This is a genomic window from Parasphingomonas halimpatiens (genome assembly GCF_036663795.1).
In the GTDB taxonomy this organism is placed as follows: domain Bacteria; phylum Pseudomonadota; class Alphaproteobacteria; order Sphingomonadales; family Sphingomonadaceae; genus Sphingomonas.
Genome location: NZ_JAXOJP010000010.1, coordinates 1 through 24,465, shown reverse-complemented (window position 1 = coordinate 24,465; position 24,465 = coordinate 1). Strand labels below are relative to the sequence as shown.

Sequence of the window (24,465 nt, the reverse complement as noted above, 5' to 3'; positions counted from 1 at the left end):
TGGTGGCGCCGACAGCACGCCAGCTTCTACAGCGGAAGCGGATTATCCCGGTCGATCGAGAATATGGCTGATTGGCCGGGAACGCCGGTGTCCGGCTGCCCCGCACCGATCGTCACGCGGTAGCGCCCCGCCATCACCAAGCGGGCGCCCTCGGCCGTAACGGCGCTCAGGTCGCGCGGCGTCAGGCGGAATGTCACGCGACGATGCTCCCCCGGCGCGAGCGGCAGGCGTTGAAAGCCGCGCAGCGCGATCCCCGGCGCGCCGGGGCGGTCCGGGAAATTGAGATAGAGCTGCACGACTTCGTCACCCGCGCGCGGACCGGTGTTGGTGACGTCGGTCGATACGGTGACACCTTCTGCGCCCCCACCGGCCACCGGCGTTACGGTCAACGGGGCATAGGCGAAGCGGGTGAAGCTCAAGCCATAGCCGAACGGATATACCGGCGTGCCGGTGAAGTAGCGGTAGGTTCGCCCAGCCATGCCATAGTCACCGAAGGGCGGCAGATCGGCGACGCTCTTGTAGAAGGTGAGCGGCAACCGGCCGGCCGGGTTTACGCGACCCGTGAGAACATCGGCGATGGCGAGCCCACCGGCCTGGCCCGGATACCACGCCTCGATGATCGCCGCAGCGTTGTCCTTGGCCCAGGCGAGATTGATCGGGCTGCCGTTCATCGCCACGATGATCAGCGGCTTGCCCGTCGCCTTGGCTTGCTCCAGCATCGCAACCTGATCGGCGGGCAGGTCGAGCGTGGTCTTGTCACCGCCCGCAAAGCCCGGGACCGTCGTCTGTGTCTCCTCGGCCTCGAGGTCCGATGTGAGCCCGACCACGGCAACGAGCACGTCGGCCGCCGCTTCGGCCTGCACGAGGTCGGCCTGCGGGGTGGTCGACACGCGCTTCCAGACAAGGTCGGCGCCACCCGCCGAAGTGACGCGGAAGGGATAGCGATGACCTGCGACGAGCGCACGCGTCGCCAGGCTCGGCAGGTCGTTCCAGGCCGCCTTGCGTCGGTCGGAGATCGTTTGCCCGTCGAACACGAGCACGCCGCCCGTGCCCGAAAGGCCGATCCTGTAACTGCCGCTTTCCGGCGGCACGAGGAAGCCGGTCCATTCGGTGCGATGATGCGTTGCGAGCTGGGGCAGGGCCAGGCTGTAGTCACCGACATCCGGCTCGATACGCGTCGCGACCGGCGCGTCCTGATAGCGGATTCCGGCCAGCGTCGCCGCCATCTCGCCGGGCTCGATCAACGCGGGAACCGGCATGGCCGGATTGAAATAGCGCACGCGCACGCCGGGCTGGCCGTCGGGGGTGCGTAGCGCGGCACGCGGCACACGGTCGCCATCCGTCAGCGAGGGCGAGAAGGGGACGTACGTCACCCGCGCGGCGGGCATGACCTGGCGCAGACCGTCGAGTACCGAGACCGGTGGCGCGGAAAAGGCGGACGAATAATTGCCCCGCAAGACACGGGTTGCGTCGCCGAGCGGGCCGATCACCGCGATGCGGCGCCCAGGCTTCAGCGGCAGGATGCCGTCATTCTTGAGCAGCACCATCGCCTCGCTCGCGGCCTGGCGCGCGAGCGCCTGATGGGCGGCGGTGTCGATGGCGGACGTCGGAATGACGCGCGCCGCAGCGCCGGCGAGCACCGGCAGGTCGCCGTTGCGTATCCGCGCCGAGAATAGCCGCACCAACGCCCGGTCAATGTCGGCCACCGCGATCAGCCCTCGATCGAGCGCCTCGCGGTAACGCCGCTCCAACCCGGCGACGTCGCCCAGCGTTCCCGTGTGGCACTCATTGTCGACGCCGGCCTTCAGCGCGACGGCGGCAGCGGCTGCGGGATCGGGCGCATAATGGTGGGAGTCGGCAATGTCTCTCACCGCGTCGCAGTCGGACACGACATAGCCGCTGAAACCCCAGGCGCCGCGCAGATGCTCCTTCAGCAGGAGATCGTTCGCGCAGGCCGGCTGGCCGTCGATGCGATTATAGGCGCACATGATCGACCCGGCATGGCCCTCGGTGATCGCGGCACGGAAGGCAGGAAGGTACGTATCTTCGAGGTCATGCGTCGAGACGAAGACATTGGCGATGTGTCGCGTCGATTCGGGTCCACTGTGAACCGCGAAATGCTTTGGCGTGGCGATCACGTCGGGCAGGTCGGGGTTCGGCCCCTGCATCCCCGTGACGAAGGCAACACCCAGCGACGCGGTAAGGAACGGGTCCTCGCCATAGGTTTCCTGGCCGCGCCCCCAGCGCGGATCGCGGAAGATGTTGATGTTGGGCGACCATGTATCGAGCCCCGTCCCGATTCGGCCGAGCCGCCCGGTCTGCCGACCGAGCGTGTGGAGCGCGCGCACCTCGACGCTGATCGCGCCGGCGACATCGTGAATCAGCGGCGCATCGAAGCTGGCGGCGAGGGCGATCGGCTCGGGGAAGTTGCTGGTCGGGACAGGCCCGAGTGCCCCGTGCAGCGACTCGGTCCACCAATTATAGGCCGGGATGTTCAGCCGCGGGATGGCAGGCGCGACATTGAGCAATTGCGGCAGCTTTTCGTCGAGCGTCATGCGCCCGACGATCTCGGCGGCGCGCGCGTCGGCCTGGGGCTGCGCGCCGGCCGGGGCCGGCGCCGCGGCGGCGAGGAGAATCGCAAGGAGCGGAATGTCTGCTTTCATCCTGCCTGTCCTATTGTATGAGTATTTCGGCAATAGCTACGCAACTTCGCGCCGCCCGCCAAGCTGCAGGGGAGGGAAAATGACGCACTCGATCGGTACCACCGGCATATTTGGTCGCTATTGGCGGCGCCTGACGGTGGCGGCGTTCATCGCCGCCTGCTCGCCCGCCAGCGCCGCGCCGGCGCAGGACGATCAGATGACGGTGGTCGCCATGCCCGCCCAGCCCGACGCGATCGAGCTTGGCACCGGCAAGCTCCCCGGCGCGACATCGGCCGAAGCGTGGCACCGGCAATATGGCAGTCTGTTCGCGCGCAACGTGACGATCGCGACGCTGACGCCCTATCTTCCCGATCCCGCCCGCGCGACCGGCGCTGCCGTGATCGTGGCACCAGGCGGTGGTTTTCGCACGCTGTCGATGGAAAATGAGGGCGCCGACGTCGCGCGCGCGCTGGCGGCACGGGGCGTCGCGGCGTTCGTGCTCAAATACCGTTTGATTCAGACTCAGCCGGACCTGCCGGATTTCGCGCGGTCGATGCATGAGATGTTTGCGAGCGCCGCCAGCGCGCCGCAGCCGGGCGGCGCCGCGCTGGTGCCCAACCTCGCGCCGCAACTGGCGGACGCCCGCGCCGCCTTCGCGCTCGTGCGCCAACGCGCCGGCCCATGGCACATTGACCCGCAGCGCATCGGCATGGTCGGCTTTTCGGCGGGCGCAGCGCTGACGCTCGCCACCGAGCTCAGCGGCAACGACGCCCGGCCGGCCTTTATCGGCATCATCTACGGTTCGCTCGCCCCGGTCGCCGTGCCGGCCGACGCGCCACCGCTGTTCGTGGCGTTGGCGGTCGACGACCCGCTATTCGGGGGCGCCGCCTTTGGTCTGATCGACAGCTGGCGCGCGGCAAAAAAGCCGGTCGAGTTCCACCTGTTCGAACAGGGCGGCCACGGCTTCGGCATGTACCCCAAAACGACCAGCAGCACCGGCTGGTTCGACGCCTTCGCGCGGTGGATGGCGATGCACGGCTGGGCCGCAGCGGCCCGCTGATCTGTCGCGAACCGCGCCTTAGAGGCGCGTCGCTGTTCGGCGTTTGGGCACGTTCGCGCTGGTTTGCTTTATCGGTGCCGTCGTCAATGTCGGCATCGCGCATTTCCTCCACGACATGCCGTCGGCGGAATGGGGGCGGTACCTGAGGGATAACGAACGTGCTCCTCGAAGGGGCGCCATCTACTGCGCAGCTAGGCTCCCGTTTACTTACCTTCTATTTTTATGCGTTGCGCTGTATCGCCCCGCCGGACCGGGCATCGGCGTGGTGGTGATGGGAGCACAGCATCTCCTGGAGGTCGGAAATTGCCAGTTCAAAGACAGTCGAGCCTGCAGGTCAGGCTCGCCGAACAGCGCGACATTGCGGGCATCCTCGAGCTGGTTGGTCGGGTCTATGCCGGGATGGGCAATTACAGCGTCGGCATGCTGATCGGCCAGATCAACAATTTTCCCGAAGGCCAGTTCGTCGCCGCTCTCGGCGACACCATTGTCGGCTATTGCGCGTCATCGCGCATCGACGAAGCCGTCGCGCTCAGCGCGCATGATTGGGAAACGATTTCCGGCAACGGCTTCGGCAGCCGGCATGATCCGACGGGTGACTGGCTCTACGGCTTCGAACTCGCGGTCGATCCGCTCCACCGCGGGTTGCGCATCGGCAAGCGGCTTTACGAGGCGCGACGGGCATTGGCTGAGCGGCTCGAATTGCGCGGGATCGCGTTTGGCGGGCGGATGCCGGGCTATCGTCGTGCCCGCGCCAAGGTCACGGGCCCCGAGGACTATCTGGCGCAGGTCGCCAGCGGCAAGCTGCGCGATCAGGTGATCGGATTCCAGCTCGCCAACGGTTTCACCCCGATCGGCGTGCTCCATAACTATCTGGCCAAGGACAGCGCGTCAGGCGGGTTCGCGGCGCATATGGTGTGGCGCAACCCTTATGTAGACCCCAATGAGCCGCTCGCCTTTCGTGTGCCGCGCGACGTCGAAAGCGTTCGGCTGGCCACGGTGCAGTTGCAGGCGCGCGCGGTGCGGGATTTCGACGAGTTCATTCGCCACGTCGAGTATTTCGTCGACGTCGCATCGGACTACAAGGCCCATTTCGTCGTTTTCCCCGAGCTCTTCACGCTTTCCCTGCTGTCCTTCGAAACCGAGAAATTGTCTCCGATGGAAGCGATCGACCGGCTGACGGAACATCGCGCCCCGCTGGTGGCGGAATTGTCGCGGATGGCGCTGCGGTACAACATCAACATCATCGGCGGCTCGCATCCGACACGCACCGATGACGGCGACATCCAGAACGTCGCCTATGTCTGCCTCCGCGACGGCTCGGTACACGCACAGGAGAAGATCCACCCGACCCCCAACGAAGCCTATTGGTGGAAGATCAAGGGCGGCGATTCAGTCGACGTCATCCAGACCGATGTCGGCCCGATCGGGGTATTGATTTGCTACGACAGCGAGTTCCCGGAACTCGCGCGGCGGCTGGTCGATCAAGGTGCCCGCATCCTGTTCGTCCCCTTTTGTACCGACAACCGCCAGGGTTATATGCGCGTGCGCTATTGCGCCCAGGCTCGCGCGATCGAAAACCAGTGCTTTGTCGTCATGGCGGGCAATGTCGGCAATCTGCCCGGGGTGGACAATATGGACATCCAATATGCCCAGTCGTGCATCCTCACGCCGTGCGACTTCCCCTTCGCCCGCGACGGCATCGCCGCGGAGGCCAGCGAGAATATCGAGACCCTGACCATCGCCGACGTCAATCTCGCCGACCTTACCTGGGCGCGCGCCGAGGGAACGGTGCGCAACCTCGCCGACCGGCGATTCGACCTTTATCATATCGACTGGGCACACCACCCGCGGACTGCAAGCGACGTGCCGCCGGGTATCGGTGGACGCTTGAAGGTTCCCGGCGGCGGATAGTCGCTGATTTCGCTGTGCCCGGTCACCGCATCGCAGGCGCGTCATTGGCAGCGGAAGCAGGACAAGCTCACGGCCAGCTCGGAAACCACATCCAGTGCTGGAACGACTGCGGCCCGCCAAGCGGCAGTGCCGAGATGATCGGGTAGAAATAGGCGAACAGTCCGGCGCTCAGCGCGACGAAACCCTCGTCCCAGTTCTTCAGCCGGCCCTTGCCGTAATGCTCCCACGCGCCCGCCAGCGGCAGCGCGAGCAGGATGCTCGGCAGGTAGTAATAGTAGAAAAAGCCGATCGACTTGGGGATCAGCGCCCACATCGCATAGGCGCCGACCCACAGCAGCGCGACCGCCAGCAGCTTTGTCGCGCCCTGTCGCAACCCCGCCCACAGGCACGCCGCCACCGCGACCAGCCCGCCCCACAGGATCGCCGGGTTGCCGATCATCAGAACGCCGCGCTGCGCGCCGTCGACCTGCTCGTAGAGATACCAGATCGGCCGGATCATCAGCGGCCAGCTCCACCAGCTCGACTGATAGGGATGGGGCGGAAGGACCTGGGTTTGCGCGGCATACATCCGCGCCTGAAAGGCGATCAGCTGGTGCCAGGGCAGCGGCAGCGTGGTGTAGAACAGCGCGGGGATGAAGGTCAGGCAATAGCTCGCCACGCTGACGAAACCGAGCGCCAGCAGCGCGGGCACCACCGGCAGCTCCGGCCAGTGCGGCTGGCGCGTGCCGTTGAGCGTTGCCCAGATCGTTTGCCGCTGTCGCCGCCCGTCGCGCAGTCGCACGACCACGAAGGCGATCGCGGCATAGGCGATGATCGGCGCCGCCGCCCATTTCGCCGCCACCGCCAGCCCGAGCAGCATGCTGCCCAGCACCCAGCGCGGCCATGCCTTTCCCGGCGGTGCGCGCATCGACCACAGCAACGCCGCCAGCCCCAGTATGACGAACGCCGCCATGAACCCGTCGAGCATCGCGATCCGCGCCTCGATGAAGATCGTGATGTTGAGCAGCGCAAACAGCGCGGCGAGCGTCGCGGTGCGCACCCGCCCGAAGATCAGCCACGCCATCGCGAAGATGCCGAGCACCGTCGCCGTGCCCGCCAGCGTCGAGAAAAAGCGCCAGCCCATGCCGTTGTCGCCGAACAGCGCGATTCCCGCCGCGATGAACTCCTTGCCAAGCAGCGGATGCTCGATATTGGCCGGCCCGCTCAGCGCCAGCAGCGTCCTGGCGGCGGGCACATAATGCACCTCGTCGAACATCAGCTTGTGCGGGCTGGCAAGCCGGAACGAGAACAGCAATTGCGCGATCGCACCGATGATCGCGGCGGCGCGCCAGGGGCGGGGCGGGGGAGCAGGCGTCACGCAGGCGGCTTTCCCATCTTATCTTCGCGTGTTCAAGGTTGCGCCGCCGCCTCGCGAACGGCAAAGCGCTCCGCATGAAGCGTCGCACCGGACAAGACACCTCGATCACGCGCACCTGGCGCCCCGCAACCCAGGCCGTGCGCGGTGGTACCGCGCGCAGCGAGTTCGGGGAGACCTCCGAAGCGCTCTTCCTGACCTCGGGCTACGCCTATGATTGCGCCGCCGACGCTGCGGCGCGTTTCGCCGGCGAGCAGGTCGGCATGACCTATTCGCGGTTGCAGAACCCCACCGTGCAGATGCTCGAGGATCGCATCGCGCTGCTCGAAGGCGCCGAGGCATGCCGCTCGATGGCGACCGGCATGGCGGCGATGACCGCAGTGCTGCTCTGCCAGCTGCAGACCGGCGACCATGTCGTCGCGGGCCGCGCCGCCTTCGGCTCATGCCGCTGGCTGACCGACACGTTGCTGCCCAAGTTCGGCATCGCCACTACCATCATCGATGCGCGCGACCCGCAGCAATTCGCCGATGCGGTGCAGCCCAACACGAAGGTCTTTTTCTTCGAGACGCCGGCCAACCCGACGATGGATATCGTTGATTTGAAGGCGGTGTGCGACATTGCGCGGGCGCACGGCATCGTCAGCGTCGTCGACAATGCCTTCGCCACCCCGGCGTTGCAGCGCCCTATGGAATTCGGCGCCGACGTCACCGCCTATTCGGCGACCAAGATGATGGACGGGCAGGGCCGCGTCCTCGCCGGTGCGGTGTGCGGCACCGAGAAGTTCATCAACGACACCTTGCTGCCCTTCACGCGCAACACCGGCCCGACGCTCAGCGCGTTCAACGCCTGGGTCGTGCTCAAAGGGCTGGAAACGCTCGATCTGCGCATCCGCCGCCAGAGCGAGAACGCGATGAAGGTCGGTGCCTTCATCGAGGGCCGCGTGCCGCGCATTCTCCATCCCGGCCTGCCGAGCCACCCGCAGCACAATCTCGCCATGGCGCAGATGGACGCGTGCGGCCCGATCTTCGCCTTCGAGGTCGAGGGCGGCCGCAAGCAGGCGCATGGCCTGCTCGACGCGCTGCAGCTGGTCGATATCTCGAACAATATCGGCGACTCGCGCTCGCTGATGACGCACCCCGCCTCGACGACGCATTATGGCGTCGCCGAGGAAAAGCGCCTCGAAATGGGCGTGACGGAAAATCTGCTGCGCCTCAATGTCGGGCTCGAAGACCCCGAGGATGTGATCGCCGATCTCGATCAGGCGCTCAGCGCGGTGGGGCTTTGAAGGCGCTCTTCCCTTATGCGGCGGAAACGCGCGGCGTCACCGTGCGCGTCTCGGTCAGCTATCTGCCCGAACAGTCCGAGCCGGGGCGCGGCCGCTGGTTCTGGGCCTATCATATCCGGGTCGAGAATCACGGGCCGATGGCGGTGCAGCTGCTCACCCGCCACTGGATCATCACCGACGGGCGCGGTGCGCGCCATTCGGTCGAGGGCGAGGGCGTCGTCGGCGAGCAACCGCAGATCGCGCCCGGCGCGAGCTTCGACTATGTTTCGGGCTGCCCGCTCGCCACGCCGACCGGCTCGATGCAGGGCAGCTATCACATGGTCGGCGAAGACGGCTCGGGCTTCGACGTCGACATCCCCAAATTCGCGCTGATCGCGCCGGCGGTGGGGGCGTGAGGGGCGCACTTCTTCTCCCCTCCCGCTTGCGGGAGGGGCCGGGGGTGGGCTCCGGCCATCCTCAGGCGGCACGCATGCGGAGGCCGGGCGCCCACCCCCAGCTTGGCCGCAGCCCTGCACCTCGAGCAGGGCCGTGGGCGGCCAAGCTCCCCTCCCGCAAGCGAGAGGGGGAGCAGAAGTGAAGCGCACGCACCTCCCCCTGAACGGCCTGCGCGTGCTCGACGCCGCCGCGCGGCATTTGTCCTTCACCCGCGCCGCCGACGAACTCGCGGTGACGCCGGCGGCGGTCGGCCAGCAGATTCGCGCGCTCGAGGATACGCTCGGCGTGGTGCTGTTCCGCCGCACCACCAAGGGCCTCGAACTGACGCCCGAAGGCGAGGCCGGGCTTGCCGCGCTGCGCCACGGCTTCCTCCAGTTCGAGGAAGCGGTCCGCGCGATGCAGGCCGGCCAGACTTCCAAGTCGCTGACCATCGCCGCGCCACGCGACCTGACCGAGAAATGGCTCATGCCGCGCCTCGCGCGCATCGCCCAGGCCGATGGCGAGATGCGCTTCGCGATCGTTTCGGCCGACGAACTGGTCGACTTCACCGAAGCCAATCTCGATCTCGCGATCCGCTGGGGCGAGGGGCCCGGCGAGCATGAGGGTGAGGCGCTTGCCTCCGAAGGGATGGTCACCGTCGAGCGGCCGGGCGGCGGTGCGGACACGCGCATTTCCTGGCCCGGTTGCCTCAACGACGATGCCGTGTCGCTGGTCCGCGTCGGCGATGCCGGCCTGGCGATCGACGCCGCCGCCGCCGGGCTCGGCCGCGCCACCGTCCCCGAACTGCTCGCCGCGCGCGATCTCGCCGATGGACGGATCGTCAGGATGGGCGATCCGAAGCCCTATCGCCTCGGCTACTGGCTCGTCGCGCCGCTCCCGCAATGGCGCCAGAAGAAGGTCAAGGCGCTGGTCGAGGCCTTGGTCGCGGGCAGCGGGGACTGATCGTGCGGATCGCCGCCGTCGCGTTGCTTGCTCTCGTCGCGCTGGGTGCCGCCCCGGCTGCCGCCAGTACCTATTTCCCGGCGGAGAAGACCTGCCCGGTGGGTGGCGAGAAGTTCAAGGTGATGGCGCTCGCCAGCATCAGCACCTTTGGCGCGCTGCCCGACGGCATGCCGATCGGCTCGGGCATGTTCCCGATTGCGCTCTTTCAATGTCCCGGCAACGGGCTGGTGATGTACCGCGACTTCGATGCCGCGACGGTCAGGCGGCTCGCGCCGATCGTCGCCGGCGCGGAATATCAGGTGCTGCGTCGGACTGAGACGCCCTATTACCTGGCCTATCGCCTCGCGCTGGCGCTGGGTGATGCGGAGCCGGAATGGCTTCTGTTGTCTGCCACTTGGCAGGCCAAGAACAACAACGACCTCGTCATGGCGCGTCGCTACGGCGAGGAGTTCGTCGCCCGGGTCGCGGCCATGCCGGTCTTGGCCACGTCCTTCACGTCGATCGCCTTGCGCGCACGCGCCGCCAATGCGCTGCGCGAACTCGGCCGGTTCAAGGATGCCGAGATACTGCGCGCGTCGATCGTCATCGCGGCTGACGCCGGCGGGACGGATGAAGACGCGTCGGACAACCGCAAGGGCTGGGGCGAATATCTGGCCAGCCTCGCGGCGCCGATCGCGCGCGGCGATGCGGCACGCGACCCGATCGACATGGCGGCTCCGCGCGAGGCCGGCTTCCGCTGCGTCGCGCCGTTGCGCAAAAAGAATCCCGGGCCGCCGCTAAGCGCGTTCGAGGCTGCTTATTGCGCGCGGCCCGAAATGGCGTCGCAGCTTGCCGACCTGCGCCGACAGATCGGCGACATGCTGGTTGCACCGTGACTGGCGCTGCCGAAGCCATAGTGATGGATTCCGCGCGGTTGCGGCTGCGGCCGATGTCGGTCGATGATGCCGCAGCAATGCACCTGGTCTATGCCGATGAGGAAGCGATGCGCTGGTGGTCCCACCCGCCGCATATCTCGGTCGAGGAAACCCGCGAGTCGCTGGCCAGGCACATCGCCGATCCCGCCTGGCGCTCCTGGGCGGTGACGCTCACCGGCGACGACACCGCCATCGGCTCGCTCGCCGCGCACGAGAAGCGTCAGGGCAAAGTCGTCGAGATCGGCTATTCGCTGGTGCGCAGCCATTGGGGGCAGGGTTATGCGCGCGAGGCGGTGGCGCGGCTGATCGACCGGCTGATCCGCGAGGAGGGCATGCGCCGCGTCTTCGCCGACACCGACCCTGAGAACGACGCTTCCAACCGCCTGCTCGAAAGCCTCGGCTTCGTCCGCGAGGGGCATCTGCGCGGCGAGTGGGAAACGCATATCGGCGTGCGCGACAGCTTCATCTGGGGCCTGCTCGCCGAGGAATGGATACGATGAACCGCCCGCCGCCCAACCTCAACGACCCGGCCGAGCTCGCCGCCTATCGCCGCGAACTCCGCGCGCTGGTGCCATGGGTGCGCTACACCGGCATGGCGCTGGCGCTGCTCGGCGCGGCCATTGCGGTGCTGTGGCCGCAACTGCCCGGTGCCCTCCCGCTCGCGGTGATCGCGCTCGGTTTCGCGATGATGGTCGCGGCGATCGGCATCCGCACGCGTTATCACGCCCGCCGGATGCGCGGCGAGGTTTGAACGCCGCGAGAGATCAGATCCCCTTCTCGTCACCCCGGACTTGTTCCGGGGACCACCGTGCCGCGTCAACACAGGGCGTGGGGTTTGCGGAACGGTGGATGCCGGAACGAGCCCGGCATGACGCTAGAGCGTAAGGTAGCGCAACGATCGCCGGGAAGGGACCTTAACGCGGAACGGCGAGTTCCACGGCGCGCGTCATCAGGGTGACGAAGCGGCCCTCATCCACCGCCGCCGCCGCATCGTTGCGGCTCGCCGACAGCGCGTACCAGCCGCCATCCTTGGCCTGCAGCAGGAAGTTCATGCTGATCACGCCCGGCTCCGATCCGCCCTTATAGCCGACATAGGCCCAGGCCGATGCCGCCGCCGGTCCGATGCCGCTGTTGATCGCGAGGATGCGCCGCGCCTCGGCCCCGGCGCCGCTTTCGGTGTTGCGGCGGATCCAGTCCATCGTGCGTGCCATGTCGGCGGCGCTGGCGAACCATTCCAGCTCGAGCATCAGCGGCTTGCCGTCGCGGAACAGTTGCGGGTCGATCGCGCTCAGCGGCGCCGCAGCGATCTCGCCGCCGAGCAGCGCGCGCCTGCCTTTCTCGTCGAGCGTGGCCCAGCGCCGCCCGAGCGCGCCGCCCTGCAGCCCCTTGAGCTTGAACATGTCGAGCGTCGACAGCATCGGCCGGTTGCGCGCCGCATCGTGCCAGCCGATCACCGGCAGCATCGCCTCGACCTTCGTCCGTCCGACCAAAGCGAGCAGAATGTCGGTCGCGCTGTTGTCGCTGACTGAGATCATCTTCTCGCTCAGCTCGCGTAACGTCACCTTGGTGCCTGCCGGCTTCGCGGTATAGAGTCCGCCGGGCAGCGGCGATCCGTCGAGCGTGACGAGGTCGTCCCAGTGCCGCTCGCCGGCATTGGTTGCGCGGATCAACTCGGCAAGGATGGCGAGCTTGAATGCCGACCCGATCGCCGCCGGCCGCTCGGCATCGAGCGCCAGCGCCGCCACCGGCGCGCCGTCGCCGAGCCGCGCCAGCGTGAAACCGGTCAGGCCGGGCTCGGCCTTGAGCGCGGCGACCACCGCATCGAGCGAGGCTTCGGTAGCGGTGGTGCCGGTGATCAGCAGGCCGATGATGCGGTTGGGCGCCGCGGCCTCGACCGCGAGGTTCATCGATACGACGCCGCGTTCATAGGTGATGCGGATACGCGCCGCATTGGGCTGCACCGCGTCGATCGCTGCGACCGCCACCGCCTTGCCGAGCCGCTCGCGCAACTGCCCGCTGATCGCGCGGATCTGCGCATCGGGCACCTGGGCGAGGAAGGCGGGTGCGAACAAGGTGGCGCTGTCACCGCCGCCGTTGAGCAGCGTGACCAGTTGGCCGGCGCGTTCGCCCAGCGCGGGCAACGGTGTGACGCTTGCCGTGGCGGGCGCTGCGGGCGATTGGGCCTGCGCCGCCAAAGGTGCCGCCACGAGGACGAGCGCCAGCAACTTCCTGCCGATCATTTGGTCGGCGCCGCCTGGTTTGTGTTCGCGGGCTCGACCGTCAGGTCGACCATCTCGATCTGCGGCGTCGGCTCGCGCGTGCGCATATGCGTGCCGGTAACGTTGTTCGCCCAGCGCGAGGTGAAGGTATAGCGCTCGATCCGCAGCAGCCCGGGCTGGCCAGGGTCCATCGCCAGCGGCGCATAACGCCGCCCGTTGATCGAGGTGAGGATCGGCTTGACCCAATAGTCGCCGAGCTTGCCGCTCTGCCGCAGCACCCCCGTGTCCGTGACATGCCCGTCGGGCGCCACCCAGAAACTGATATCGACCCATTGGTTTTCGAAATCGTCCATCGCCATCTGGCTGAGCGTCTCGCCGCCGGCGGCCTGCCGGTAGGCCGGCGCGGTGTTTTGTTTGATCGACGGACTGAAGAGCAAAATCGCTTTCGTGCTTGCGCTGATCATGTGGCGATAGTCGGCCAGCAACGCGTCAATCGCGGCGGTGTTGCCGCGCCTTGCTGCCATCTTCGCCTTGATCATTCGTGCGCCCAGCGCAAACGGTGCGAGCTTCGGGTTCGTATCGGTAATCAGGCTGTCAATGACGCGGTACATCTGCTCGCTATAGCCGGACACATTGGCGTCGGTGAGCGCCCACAACAATCCGGCCTCGCGCAATCGGGCAACGCCCTCGACGTTCGATAGACCGAGCTTGTGCGCACTCGACGTAACGTCCCGATAGGTATCGAGCGCGAGGTCGATGCTGCGGCTCTTGGCGTAAGCGTTGGCGAGCTCGATCCGTGCGCCGAGCACCCGATAGTCGTCCGCAGGCAAGCTGGCCTTCAATATCCGCACCACCTCATTGGCGCTGAACAGAAAGTCGTCGCCTTCACCGAGATGTGCGGCAATGCGCGAATTGGCGCGCATCAGATCAGATACGTCGATCGGATATTGCTTGCCGTAGCGGCGGTTGCGTCCGATGCTGCTCGCCAGTGTCCGCCGTGCGGCGTGGTAGTCGCCGGCGACGAACTCGTTCTCGACATGCGCCAACGTCGCGTCGATATCCTCTTTGGGCGGGCATTTTCGGGCAAGACACGCCTTCAGGGCAGCCTCGCTGTCCTTCAGCCGCACGCCGGTGACGACGACCTCATGCTCGGCTACCGCCGCGATCGGGGCGGGCAGGCGGTCCTGCGCCATGGCCATCGCTGGCGATGCCGCCAGTGCCGCTGCAAGCAGGATTCGGCGAATCATTGGCGAACACAATCCATTAGCGAGGCACGACGCGATCATAACGCCGCCACCCACCGCGACAAGCCGCCACCGCCTCAGGCGTCGATCGCGTCCTCGTCCATCCGCGCGGCATTTTCCTGGATGAAGGCGAAGCGGTGCGCCGGATTGTTGCCCATCAGCCGGTCGACCAGGTCCTTGACCACCGCGCGCTCCTCATATTCCTGCGGCAGGGTGATGCGGATCATACTCCGCGTCTTCGGGTCCATGGTCGTTTCGCGCAGCTGCATCGGGTTCATCTCGCCGAGACCCTTGAAGCGCGACACCTCGACCTTCTTGCCCTTGAACTCATTGGCCTCGATCCGCGCGCGGTGCGCATCGTCCATCGCATAGAGATTCTTGGTCCCCGCGGTCAGGCGATAGAGCGGCGGCTGCGCGAGATAGAGGTGCCCACGTCGCACCAGCTCGGGCATTTCCTGGAAGAAGAAGGTCATCAGCAGCGTCGCGATATGCGCGCCGTCGACATCGGCGTCGGTCATGATGACGATCCGCTCGTAGCGCAGATTGTCGGGCAGGCAGTCCTTCCGCGTACCGCAGCCAAGCGCCATGATCAGGTCGGCGATTTCCAGGTTCGCCATGATCTTGGCCGAGGTCGCCGAGGCGACGTTGAGGATCTTGCCGCGGATCGGCAGGATCGCCTGGGTCTTGCGCTCGCGCGCCTGCTTGGCCGAGCCGCCGGCGCTGTCGCCCTCGACGATGAACAGTTCGGTGCCCTTGGGGTCGTCCGACGAGCAATCGGTCAGCTTGCCCGGCAGGCGCAGCTTGCGCGCGCTGGTCGCGGTCTTGCGCTTGACCTCGCGCTCGGCCTTGCGCCGCAGCCGCTCATCCATCCGCTCCAGCACGAAGCCGAGCAGCGCGCGCCCGCGCTCCATATTGTCCGACAGGAAATGGTCGAGATGGTCGCGCACCGCGCGCTCGACGAAGGTTGCCGCCTCGGGGCTGGTCAGCCGGTCCTTGGTCTGGCTCTGGAATTGCGGTTCGCGGATGAACACCGACAGCATCAGCTCGCTGCCCGTCATCACATCCTCCGCGGTGATATCCTTGGCTTTTTTCTGCCCGACTAGTTCGCCAAAGCCGCGGATGCCGCGCACCAAGGCGGCGCGAAGCCCCGCCTCGTGCGTGCCGCCATCGGGGGTCGGGATGGTGTTGCAATACCAGCTATACGACCCGTCGCTCCACAGCGGCCATGCCACCGCCCATTCGACCCGGCCCTGCTCGTTGGGGAAATCCTGGCTGCCTGAGAAGAAGTCCGCCGTGGCGCATTCGCGCCCGCCGATCTGCTCGCGCAGATGGTCGGCCAGCCCGCCGGGAAACTGGAACACCGCCTCGGCCGGGGTGTCGTCGGAAATCAGCTCGGGCGCGCATTTCCAGCGGATCTCGACCCCGGCGAACAAATAGGCCTTGGAGCGCGCGAGCTTGTAGAGCCGCGCCGGCTTGAAATGCATCTCCGGCCCGAAAATCTCGTCGTCGGGGGTGAAGGCAACCGAGGTGCCGCGCCGGTTGGGCGTCTGGCCGAGATGTTCGAGCGGCCCGAGCGTCACGCCACGCGCGAAACGCTGGCGATACAGCTCGCGGTTGCGCGCCACCTCGACCACCGTATCCGACGACAGCGCATTGACCACGCTGATGCCGACGCCGTGCAAGCCGCCCGAGGTGGCGTACGCCTTGCCGGTGAACTTGCCGCCCGAATGCAGCGTCGACAGAATGACTTCCAGCGCGCTCTTTTCAGGGAATTTGGGGTGCGGGTCGACCGGGATGCCGCGGCCATTGTCGACGATCGTCAGCCGGTTGCCGCGTTCTAGCGTGACCTCGATCCGCGTCGCATGCCCCGCCACCGCCTCGTCCATCGCATTGTCGAGCACCTCGGCGGCGAGATGGTGAAAGGCGCGCTCGTCGGTGCCACCGACATACATGCCGGGACGGCGCCGGACCGGCTCCAGCCCTTCGAGCACCTCGATCGACGAGGCATCATAATCACCGGCGACTTTGGGTGTGGACGCAAAAAGGTCTTCGTTGGACATCGTCGAGTTATAGGGTCCGGTGAGTCAGGCGCGCAAGGCCGGCCTTCCTTCTCCCCTTGTGGGAGAAGGATACGGAGACTTGCGAGCGAAGCGAGCTAGTCGAAGTTGGATGAGGGGGAGTCGGGAGCGCAACGGTAGCGTTCCCGACTCCCCCTCACTCTTCCCACGCCTTCGGCGCGGGCCCCTTCTCTCTCCCACAAGGGGAGAGAGAAATGAGATCAGCGAACCCGCGGCCCACCAAAAGGCAGCGGCGGCGGCGGGCGGCGGTCGCGGCGGGGCAGCTGCGCCTGATAGGCGTGGCCGCAATGCTGCACGCAATAAGGGAAACCGGGGTTCACCTTCTCGCCGCAGAAGTGGAAGTCGGGCTCGCCGGGGTGGCCGAGCGGCCATTTGCAGATCTTGTCGTTGAGATCGAGCAAGGTCGTCTTGCCCGCCATCTCGGGCGAGGGCTTGGCCGGGACCAGCCGGCGCGGCGGCGCGGGCGTGATCGGCGCCTGCTGCTCGCCGGGTGCCTGGCGCAGGAAGCCGCCGGGGCCGACCGAGCGCAGGATCGGCTGCGGCGCACGCGCCACGACCGGTGCCGCCTCGGCATCGACGTCGGTATCGATCTCTACGTCGTCATCGTCCGCCGGGGCGGCGTCGATCACCGGCGCGCGCGGCGGCGCGACCGGGGCGGCGGCCTGGACGGGCGGGGCAGGGGGCGGCGCCGCGCGCACCGGCGGCGGCGGCACGGGCCGCGCCTCGGCGGCGGGCGCGGCCGCCTTGGGCGCGGGATCGTTGGGCTTGACCGGCGAGGGGCGCGATTGCAGCCCCAGCCGGTGCGCCTTGCCGATCACCGCGTTGCGGCTCACGCCACCCAGCTGCTCGGCGATCTGGCTGGCCGTCTGGCCCGCCTCCCACATCTTCCTCAGCGATTCGATTCGCTCGTCGGTCCAGGCCATCGATAATCCCATTGTTTGCCATGCCCATTCTTCACGGGTTGCGGGCGGCTGCGGCAGCGACTAACCGATCGCGCCATGAGCAGCCAGCCCCCTTCCGGTGAAATCCAGTCGGCGGTACTGAGTCCGCCCGGCGTCCCGGTGATCCGGAACGTCAATTGGGGTGGCCTCAAGACCCTCTATATCAAGGAGGTGCGGCGGTTCTTCAAGGTCCAGCTCCAGACGATCTGGGCGCCGGCCATCACGACGCTGCTATTTCTGATCATTTTCACCGTCGCCACCGGCGGAAAACGCCCGGTGCATGTCGGCGGCGTCGACGTGCCCTTCGCCGATTTCATCGCGCCCGGGCTGATCGTGATGGGCATGTTGCAGAATGCCTTTGCCAATTCGAGCTTCTCGCTGCTCGTCGGCAAGATCCAGGGCACGATCGTCGATTATCTCATGCCGCCGCTGTCGACCGGCGAGCTGCTCGGTGCGCTGGTCGGCGGTGCCGTGACGCGCGCCTTCTGCGTCGGCGGTGCGGTGTTCGTCGCCATGTCGCTCTGGCCCGACGTCCATGTCTACCCGCTCCACCCGCTGGCGATCCTGTGGTTCGGCCTGCTCGGCTCGGTGTTCCTCGCGCTGATCGGCATCCTGACCTCGATCTGGGCGGAAAAGTTCGATCATGCCGCCGCGGTGCAGAATTTCGTCATCGCGCCGCTTACCCTGCTGTCGGGCACCTTCTATTCGGTCGACAAGCTCGCCCCGGCGTTCCGCGCGTTCAGCCATGTGAACCCGTTTTTCTACATCATCTCGGGCTTCCGCTACGGCTTTCTCGGCACCGCGGATTCGCCGGTGCTGCTGGGGAGTGTGGTGATTCTGCTGCTCGACGTTGCGCTCGGTGGGTTGTGCTACGCGCTGCTGCGCGCGGGGTGGAAGATCAAGAGTTAGGCGCCGCGCGAGGGTCGCTGCCGCTGCCCGCACAAGGCGGGTAACAATTTCGAATTGCATCCGAAATGGACCATGTTCCGGCTATCCACCACGCGCCGGCCGTGCTGATCTGCACCCTCATTGGCGGGGGCGATTCGATGACGATATCACGCTGGATATGGGCGTCGTTGGGGCTGAGCGGCGCGCTGCTCGCCGGCATGGCCGCGGCATCGGAAACCAAGACCTATAGCTACGACGCGCTCGGTCGGCTGACCGGCAGCGTAACCTCCGGCGGCCCGAATGACACCCGCCAGATCGGCACCTGCTTCGACCGCGCCGGCAACCGGATGCGCTATGATGTCGCGACTGGCGCACCCGCCGCCTGTCCGACGCCGACGCCAACGCCAACGCCAACGCCGTCGCCCTGATCGCTCGGTGACTTGTTGCTGTCTTGCGTGTGCATCCAACAGGAAGGTTTGAGTTCAATGTTCGATGCGAGCCAATCCTTGTCGGCCTGCAAGCCCATCCTGAGACGCATTAGCCGGGCTCGACCATTACGCGAGGGATGCGAGCTAGTTAGAAACACCTCTCAATGTGCTGATCTAATCCGAAAGGCCTTGAAAGAGCTTTCATTCGGTGTTTGCGGTGCGCTCATCGGCATGTTCATCATCGGCACTGCGCCCGCGCAGACAACCGGTGGGTTACTAAGCGTACCAGCCGAAAAATTGATGGTCGGTCCGGGCGGCGTGGATATTCGGACCGGTCGCTACAATTACGGAGAGACCGATGTATCGATCGGTGATGCCGAGGGCGGCCTGAGCTTTAAGCGCACCTTGCCCACCAACGTCCCGCAACTAACCAACCTGCCGTTCGGCAACTTCTCTAACAACTGGAATATCACGCTTCAGATCATCCCGATCAACCTGTTCACGCGAGCCCAGAGCGGAGGGTACCCGCCCGGCGATGACTATATGGCGTTCGTCAATTTTGGTGCAGGTACCACGACGTTCACTGCCACCGCCTCGTCAACGGCATATGCGCTGGAGTCGCGTGGCGTATATGAATATCTGAATTTTACCGGCACCCAGGGGACGCCGGGTGTCGTCTATACCTTCACCGCCAACGATGGCACGATCGTTACATTCCGGCCGCTGGGGGTGGTGGATGGCTTGTCCGTCAGCGGGATCTACGCGACGCAAATCGTGCGTCCGGACGGCCTGACTTTTACGCTCGACTACACCTCTTATGTTGGTGGAACGGGCAATCTCGCACGATTGCGCAGCGTGACCAGTTCGCGCGGCTACGCCCTGCTGATGGAAGGCAGCGGCGCGCTCATCACCAAGGTCTGCGCGCTGAATCTGACTTCAGCCATTCTCCCTTCAAACCATGCTTGCCCCAGTAACGCGCCTGGCACCGCTACATACACCTATAGCGGCGTAAATCTGGCGAGTGTGACCGACGCGGGCGGTGCCACGTCACAGTTCATCTACGGCACGTCGGGGAGCTATGCTTCGATGGCTTTCGTCAAGCCCGGCCAATCGTCGCCATGGCTCACCAATTTGACCATGCCGCTGCCCGATGGAACGGGTGGAAATTATGACGCTGTCATGAGCCAGTCGTTCGCCGACGGCCAAAGCTATACCTATACCTACCGTTTGCCGCCGCCGCTAAGCAATACGACCACCGTGGCGGGTGGACAATACACCAATGCGCTGGGCGCGACCGTGACTGTCGGTTTCGGCTTCCCGCTAATGCCCCGCCCGACCGGAAACCAATGTCCGCACCTGCCTTGCCCGCCCCGGACCATCGACAATTCAGGCCTGCTCTACCAGCAGACGTCGGGGCCGACAGCCATAACTGATTCGTTGTCGCGCACGACAAAGATGAATTATTGTGATCCGGGGGTGACGACGGGGTGTATCGTCAGTGAGTTGCAATATGTCATCGATCCTGCGGGGATCAAAACCGTTCCAACCTATGATGACTGGCACAACGTTATCCAGGTGAGGCAGATCGCGATAACGGGGTCTGGCTTGCCGGACATTGTTACCTCAGCGACCTATGACTGCACCTATAGAAAGAACTGCGCCAAGCCGGTGACCAAAACCGATGCCAACGGCAATGTCACCACTTACAGCTACGACGCCACCCATGGCGGCATCCTGACCGAGACTGCTCCGGCCGACGTCAACGGCGTGCAACGCGTCAAGCGCTACGCCTATGTCCAGCGCTACGCCTGACTCAGCAACGGCAGCGGCGGTTATGTCCAGGCGGCGACGCCGGTGTGGCTGCTATCGACCGAGAAAACCTGCAACACCAGTGCGACCAGCGGCGGTGCGTGCGTGGCCGGCGCAGGCGACGAGGTGACCACGACCTATGATTACGGGCCGGACTCCGGGCCCAATAATCTGTGGCTCAGGGGCAAGATCGTCACCGCCGGTGGGGTCAGCCTGCGCACCTGCATCGGTTACGACACGCAGGGCAACCAGATCAGCCAGACCAGCCCGCGCGCCAACCTGACGGTGTGCCCGTGAGCGCCCGGTCGCTCCGCGCGGCGCTCGCCGCCTTCGCCGCCACCTTCCTCGCGCCCGCCGCGCTGGCGCAGTCCGCGCCGTCGGACTTCACTTCGGCAACGCGCTACGATGCCGATCACCGCGTTACCGGCACGATCGCGCCCGATCCCGACGGTAGCGGCCCGCTGCACTTTGCGGCGGTGCGTAACAGCTATGACGTAGCGGGCCGGCTGGTCCGCGTCGAGAAGGGCGAGCTTGCCGCCTGGCAATCGGAAGCGATCGCGCCGGCCGACTGGCAAAGCTATACGACCTTCACCGTCTTCAGCCAGGTCGACACGACCTATGACGTGATGGACCGCAAGCTGATCGAGAAGGTCTCGTCCGGCGGCACGGTCTATGGCGCTACCCAGTACAGCTACGATACGGCCGGCCGGCTCGACTGCACCGCGGTGCGGATGAACCCGGCGATCTACGCCGCGCTTCCCGCCAGCGCCTGCACGCTGGGTACGGAAGGCAGCCAGGGCCCCGATCGTATCACGCGCAATATCTATGACGCCGCTAACCAACTGCTCAAGGTGCAGAAGGGCTACGGCACGCCGCTGCAACAGGATTACGCCAGCTACAGCTACAGCCTCAACGGCAAGCAGACCCGCGTGATCGACGCCAACGGCAATGTCGCCTCGATGACCTATGACGGGTTCGACCGTCAGGTACAGTGGAACTTCCCCGACAAGACGATCGGCGGCGCGGTCAGCGTGACCGATTACGAGGCGTACAGCTACGATGCCAATGGCAACCGCCTGAGCCTGCGCAAGCGCGACGGGCAGGTGATCGGCTACAGCTACGACGCGCTCAACCGCGTTCTGGTCAAGGACATTCCCGGCGGGACGAGCGCTGATGTCTATTATGATTACGATCTGCAAGGCCATCAGCTCTATGCGCGCTTCGGCTCCGCCACGGGCGCGGGGCTGACCAACGGATATGACGGGTTCGGTCGCCTCATCACGGCGACCACCAACCTCGATGGCACCGCGCGCACGCTGGCCTATCAATACGACCCCGACGGCAACCGCACGCTGTTGACGCATCCCGATGGAAACAGCTTTTATTATAGCTATGACGGGCTTGATCGCCCCTATGGCGTACAGGAAAATTGGGGGGCGCTCGTCGTGTCCTGGGCCTATGACGCCCAGGGTCGCGTCGCCAATGATGCGCGATTCGGGGTTCTGACCACCCACAGCTATGACGCGGTCTCGCGGCTGAGCGGGCTGACGAATGACCTCGCCGGCACCTCGGGCGATGTCGCCTGGGGGCTGGGCTACAACCCGGCGAGCCAGATCACCGGCCAGACGCGCACCAACGACGCCTATGCCTTCACCGGCTATGTCACCGCGAGCAAGAGCTATGCCGTCAACGGGCTCAACCAATATACCGCGGTCGATGCCGCCGGCCTCACCTATGACCTGAACGGCAACCTCACCTCGGACGGCACGACCGGCTACAGCTACGATGTCGAGAACCGGCTGATCGCCTCATCGAACGGCGCGACCCTGTCCTACGATCCCGCCGGCCGGCTGTGGCAGATGACCATGGGCAGCTCGACGGTGCGGTTCCTCTATGACGGCGACCAGCTGCTCGAGGAACGCGACGGCAGCGGCACGTTGCTGCGCCGCTACGTCCACGGCAATGACGAGGACGATCCGCTGCTCTGGTACGAAGGACCGGGCCTGAGCGACCGCCGCTCGTTCCAGGTCGATCATCAGGGCTCGATCACCTCGATCGCCAATGCCGACGGCACGCTGCGCACGATCGACAGCTATGACGAATATGGCCTGCCGGGCGGCGCCAATGACGGGCGGTTCCAGTACACCGGGCAAGCTTGGCTCCCGGCGCTGGGGCTCTATTACTACAAGGCAAGGATCTACTCGCCGCGGCTTGGGCGGTTTTTACAGACCGATCCGATCGGGTATAAGGATCAGGTTAATCTCTATGAGTACGTCGGCGATGATCCGGTTGATGGGCGGGATCCTACAGGAACTCGGTGCACCAACGCGGCAACTTGTGCATTAGAAGCTGCTAGAGAAAGCGCATCGAAGAGCCGTCCAAGTCCCGGTCTGAAAGGTAGCGGAACTGCCCTTGCTGTAATTCTTTCTGCGGCAATCGGGGTAATTGTAGACCAGAATGAAAAGACTGTAAGAACAAATGTTTACCGTGTTTTTTGACGGGGAGAAGGCACAGAAAAATGGTGCGTCTTGGTCACTCGAAGATCCTCGAAAAATGGCAAATTGGAGAGATCGCCTCGCAGTCTATCCGGATTGGAACAAGGGTACCAAGGTCGTTCAAGGTACCATTGATATGAGCGATATGATGAACGGACGAGTTTTGCCCAGCGGCCATCCGGGTTCAATCGCGGGTGCACAACCAAGGGACCCAAAGCTTGGTGGAGGACCGTACCAAGGCAAGGGTAATGAATTGATAATACCCAACTCCGCGACAACTGTAAAAGGTCAAGTTGTCTATCCAATGCCAGATAAAAAATAGCGATTGTATTATGATATTCAAGATTAATGGTGGTGATGGTGACCAACATTTTTTCAGTAGTCCGTTTCTTGTGGAGGAATGTTGTGAGTCTTGGTTCGACGAGAACACGCCTCGTGGAACGGGTATATTGGTAAAAATTATTTCCGGGTCTAATTTAGGAACATTTTTGGTACTTACCTCGAAGGTTACATCTTCAATAGAGAATCAAATTGCGCATGGCGGATGGGCTTCGGTTGTAGTACATACAGTCCGCGAGATTGGAGATAAATTTGAGTCAAACTTAGATAATTTGCGTGGTATTGGCATGGCGGCAATTCAGAAAATATCTTAGATGCGGAATTACGAGGAATTACGCGAATTACCGAATTGAGAATTACGGAATTACATGGGGGGTTGCGGTGACTGGAATTACGGTGACACGTGTGAAGTGCACCCCTTGAGTGAGACCCGCTTATCGGGTGACACGATTGAAGTGTGCCCCCCGGTGGAGTGCATCCTTGCATTGAGACACGGCCAAGTGGGGAATTACGGTGACACGTGCAATAACCCCCAATCTATTGCACGCCACCTCCAACCGCGCTAGCCTCACATCATGGCCCGCCTCCCGCGCATCGTCCTGCCCGGCATCCCGCACCATGTGACGCAGCGCGGTAATCGGCGCGAGAAGACCTTCTTCGAAGATAGCGATTATGCGCTGTATCTCGATCTGCTCGCCGACGCGGCGGGCCGGGCAGGGGTCGAGATCTGGTCCTATTGCCTGATGCCCAACCACGTCCACATCGTCGCGACGCCGAGCGACGAGGACGGGCTGAGCCGCACCTTCCGCTACGTCCACCGCCACTATACCGGCTATATCAACGCCCGGCTGCGCGTCACTGGCCATTTGTGGCAGGGCCGCTTCAGCTCGGTGGCGATGGACGAGCCGCACCTCGTCGCCGCGCTGCGCTATGTCGCGCTCAACCCACTGCGCGCGCGGCTGGTCGATCGACCTGAGGACTGGCGCTGGTCGAGCACCCGCGCGCTGATCGCGGGGCAGGATGACCACGTCGTCACCGTCGCCCCGGCATTGGAGCGGGTCGGAGACTTTGCCGCCTTCCTGGGTGAGCCGTTCGACGATGCGATGACCTATGCCGGCTTGCGCAAGGCTGAGAGCGTGGGCCGACCGGTGGGCTCGAAGGAATGGCTGGCGGATATGGAAGCGAAGACGGGGCTCAAGCTTGCGCCGGCAAAGCGGGGGCCGAAGCCGAAGAATGACGCTGATTAAGGGGTTATTGCACGTGTCACCGTAATTCCGTGAGAGCTGAATTAGGTGTGCCATTGCGATCGGTCGATTCTAACCATCAGCCTTGATTGAAGTCAGAAGGATATTGCGATGATTCTTAAGAGCCTGATTCAAAAGTTTCTCAACTGATTGAGACTCTTGCGATTCTGCGGGTGATCATGCGGATGCTGGCGATGGTTGCCCATGCGGTCGAGCTTTCGATGGATCGTTCCCAG

General features: G+C 65.1%; 22 protein-coding genes and 1 pseudogene. 16 read left to right on the top strand and 7 right to left on the bottom strand.

The annotated features are described in order from the left end of the window. Positions 1-26 precede the first annotated feature (26 nt). Positions 27-2,663: a glycoside hydrolase family 3 C-terminal domain-containing protein gene (locus U1839_RS12195; protein WP_332803897.1), complete on the bottom strand. Its 2,637-nt coding sequence runs from the start codon at positions 2,661-2,663 to the stop codon at positions 27-29. A 79-nt stretch (positions 2,664-2,742) separates the two neighbouring features. Here U1839_RS12195 and U1839_RS12190 point away from each other — a divergent pair, with 79 nt between their 5' ends. Both U1839_RS12190 and U1839_RS12185 read left to right on the top strand, forming a co-directional pair. Then, positions 2,743-3,702: an alpha/beta hydrolase gene (locus tag U1839_RS12190; protein ID WP_332803896.1), complete on the top strand. Its 960-nt coding sequence runs from the start codon at positions 2,743-2,745 to the stop codon at positions 3,700-3,702. 399 nt (positions 3,703-4,101) lie between these two features. Next, positions 4,102-5,613: a carbon-nitrogen hydrolase family protein gene (locus U1839_RS12185; RefSeq protein ID WP_443030612.1), complete on the top strand. Its 1,512-nt coding sequence runs from the start codon at positions 4,102-4,104 to the stop codon at positions 5,611-5,613. A gap of 67 nt (positions 5,614-5,680) precedes the next feature. On the opposite strand, the gene U1839_RS12180 is transcribed toward U1839_RS12185, so the two are convergent. Then, on the bottom strand, positions 5,681-6,970 hold the full coding sequence (locus U1839_RS12180; RefSeq protein WP_332803894.1) for a phospholipid carrier-dependent glycosyltransferase: 1,290 nt from the start codon (positions 6,968-6,970) through the stop codon (positions 5,681-5,683). A 74-nt stretch (positions 6,971-7,044) separates the two neighbouring features. Here U1839_RS12180 and U1839_RS12175 point away from each other — a divergent pair, with 74 nt between their 5' ends. The 6 genes from U1839_RS12175 to U1839_RS12150 all read left to right on the top strand — a co-directional run bounded on the left by U1839_RS12175 (position 7,045) and on the right by U1839_RS12150 (position 11,295). After that, a complete protein-coding gene (locus U1839_RS12175; RefSeq protein ID WP_332803893.1) occupies positions 7,045-8,253 on the top strand; it encodes a trans-sulfuration enzyme family protein in 1,209 nt (402 codons plus the stop codon). After that, on the top strand, positions 8,250-8,648 hold the full coding sequence (gene apaG, locus U1839_RS12170) for a Co2+/Mg2+ efflux facilitator ApaG/CorD (RefSeq protein WP_332803892.1): 399 nt from the start codon (positions 8,250-8,252) through the stop codon (positions 8,646-8,648). Before U1839_RS12175 ends, apaG begins: the two co-directional genes overlap by 4 nt. Positions 8,649-8,826: 178 nt before the next feature. Continuing rightward, positions 8,827-9,630 carry a LysR family transcriptional regulator gene (locus U1839_RS12165; RefSeq protein ID WP_332803891.1) on the top strand — a complete coding sequence of 268 codons (804 nt, stop codon included), beginning with the start codon at positions 8,827-8,829 and terminating at the stop codon, positions 9,628-9,630. Between the two features lie 2 nt (positions 9,631-9,632). Continuing rightward, positions 9,633-10,505 (top strand): hypothetical protein, encoded by an 873-nt coding sequence (locus tag U1839_RS12160; RefSeq protein WP_332803890.1) that lies wholly within the window; start codon positions 9,633-9,635, stop codon positions 10,503-10,505. Between the two features lie 23 nt (positions 10,506-10,528). Next, on the top strand, positions 10,529-11,044 hold the full coding sequence (locus tag U1839_RS12155; RefSeq protein ID WP_332803889.1) for a GNAT family N-acetyltransferase: 516 nt from the start codon (positions 10,529-10,531) through the stop codon (positions 11,042-11,044). Beyond that, entirely contained in the window at positions 11,041-11,295 is a 255-nt protein-coding gene (locus tag U1839_RS12150) for a hypothetical protein (protein ID WP_332803888.1), read from the top strand. Before U1839_RS12155 ends, U1839_RS12150 begins: the two co-directional genes overlap by 4 nt. Positions 11,296-11,458: 163 nt before the next feature. Here U1839_RS12150 and U1839_RS12145 read toward each other — a convergent pair whose 3' ends face one another. The 4 genes from U1839_RS12145 to U1839_RS12130 all read right to left on the bottom strand — a co-directional run bounded on the left by U1839_RS12145 (position 11,459) and on the right by U1839_RS12130 (position 17,008). After that, entirely contained in the window at positions 11,459-12,784 is a 1,326-nt protein-coding gene (locus U1839_RS12145; RefSeq protein WP_332803887.1) for a serine hydrolase, read from the bottom strand. Next, entirely contained in the window at positions 12,781-14,010 is a 1,230-nt protein-coding gene (locus U1839_RS12140) for a hypothetical protein (RefSeq protein ID WP_332803886.1), read from the bottom strand. The genes U1839_RS12145 and U1839_RS12140 overlap by 4 nt, the downstream gene beginning before the upstream one ends. A 74-nt stretch (positions 14,011-14,084) precedes the next feature. Further along, positions 14,085-16,067, bottom strand: a complete 1,983-nt coding sequence (parE, locus tag U1839_RS12135) for a DNA topoisomerase IV subunit B (protein ID WP_332803885.1) — start codon at positions 16,065-16,067, stop codon at positions 14,085-14,087. 218 nt (positions 16,068-16,285) lie between these two features. Then, positions 16,286-17,008, bottom strand: coding sequence for a GcrA family cell cycle regulator (locus U1839_RS12130; protein WP_332803884.1), 723 nt, complete (start codon positions 17,006-17,008; stop codon positions 16,286-16,288). A 75-nt stretch (positions 17,009-17,083) separates the two neighbouring features. Between U1839_RS12130 and U1839_RS12125 the strand changes: the two genes are divergently transcribed. From U1839_RS12125 to U1839_RS12090, 8 genes are all read left to right on the top strand, one after another. After that, a complete protein-coding gene (locus U1839_RS12125) occupies positions 17,084-17,935 on the top strand; it encodes an ABC transporter permease (RefSeq protein WP_332803883.1) in 852 nt (283 codons plus the stop codon). A gap of 65 nt (positions 17,936-18,000) precedes the next feature. Continuing rightward, entirely contained in the window at positions 18,001-18,342 is a 342-nt protein-coding gene (locus U1839_RS12120) for a hypothetical protein (protein ID WP_332803882.1), read from the top strand. Positions 18,343-18,573: 231 nt separating this feature from the next. Continuing rightward, on the top strand, positions 18,574-20,154 hold the full coding sequence (locus U1839_RS12115; RefSeq protein WP_332803881.1) for a hypothetical protein: 1,581 nt from the start codon (positions 18,574-18,576) through the stop codon (positions 20,152-20,154). A 42-nt stretch (positions 20,155-20,196) separates the two neighbouring features. Beyond that, entirely contained in the window at positions 20,197-20,448 is a 252-nt protein-coding gene (locus U1839_RS12110) for a hypothetical protein (protein WP_332803880.1), read from the top strand. After that, positions 20,445-22,649, top strand: a complete 2,205-nt coding sequence (locus tag U1839_RS12105) for an RHS repeat-associated core domain-containing protein (RefSeq protein WP_332803879.1) — start codon at positions 20,445-20,447, stop codon at positions 22,647-22,649. Before U1839_RS12110 ends, U1839_RS12105 begins: the two co-directional genes overlap by 4 nt. Further along, entirely contained in the window at positions 22,630-22,968 is a 339-nt protein-coding gene (locus U1839_RS12100) for a hypothetical protein (RefSeq protein ID WP_332803878.1), read from the top strand. Before U1839_RS12105 ends, U1839_RS12100 begins: the two co-directional genes overlap by 20 nt. Before the next feature lie 10 nt (positions 22,969-22,978). Further along, positions 22,979-23,299: a hypothetical protein gene (locus tag U1839_RS12095; RefSeq protein ID WP_332803877.1), complete on the top strand. Its 321-nt coding sequence runs from the start codon at positions 22,979-22,981 to the stop codon at positions 23,297-23,299. Positions 23,300-23,560: 261 nt separating this feature from the next. Further along, positions 23,561-24,232 carry a transposase gene (locus U1839_RS12090; protein WP_332803876.1) on the top strand — a complete coding sequence of 224 codons (672 nt, stop codon included), beginning with the start codon at positions 23,561-23,563 and terminating at the stop codon, positions 24,230-24,232. Positions 24,233-24,371: 139 nt separating this feature from the next. On the opposite strand, the pseudogene U1839_RS12085 reads toward U1839_RS12090, so the two are convergent. Further along, a pseudogene (locus U1839_RS12085) lies at positions 24,372-24,465 on the bottom strand (IS5/IS1182 family transposase); the annotation flags it as partial.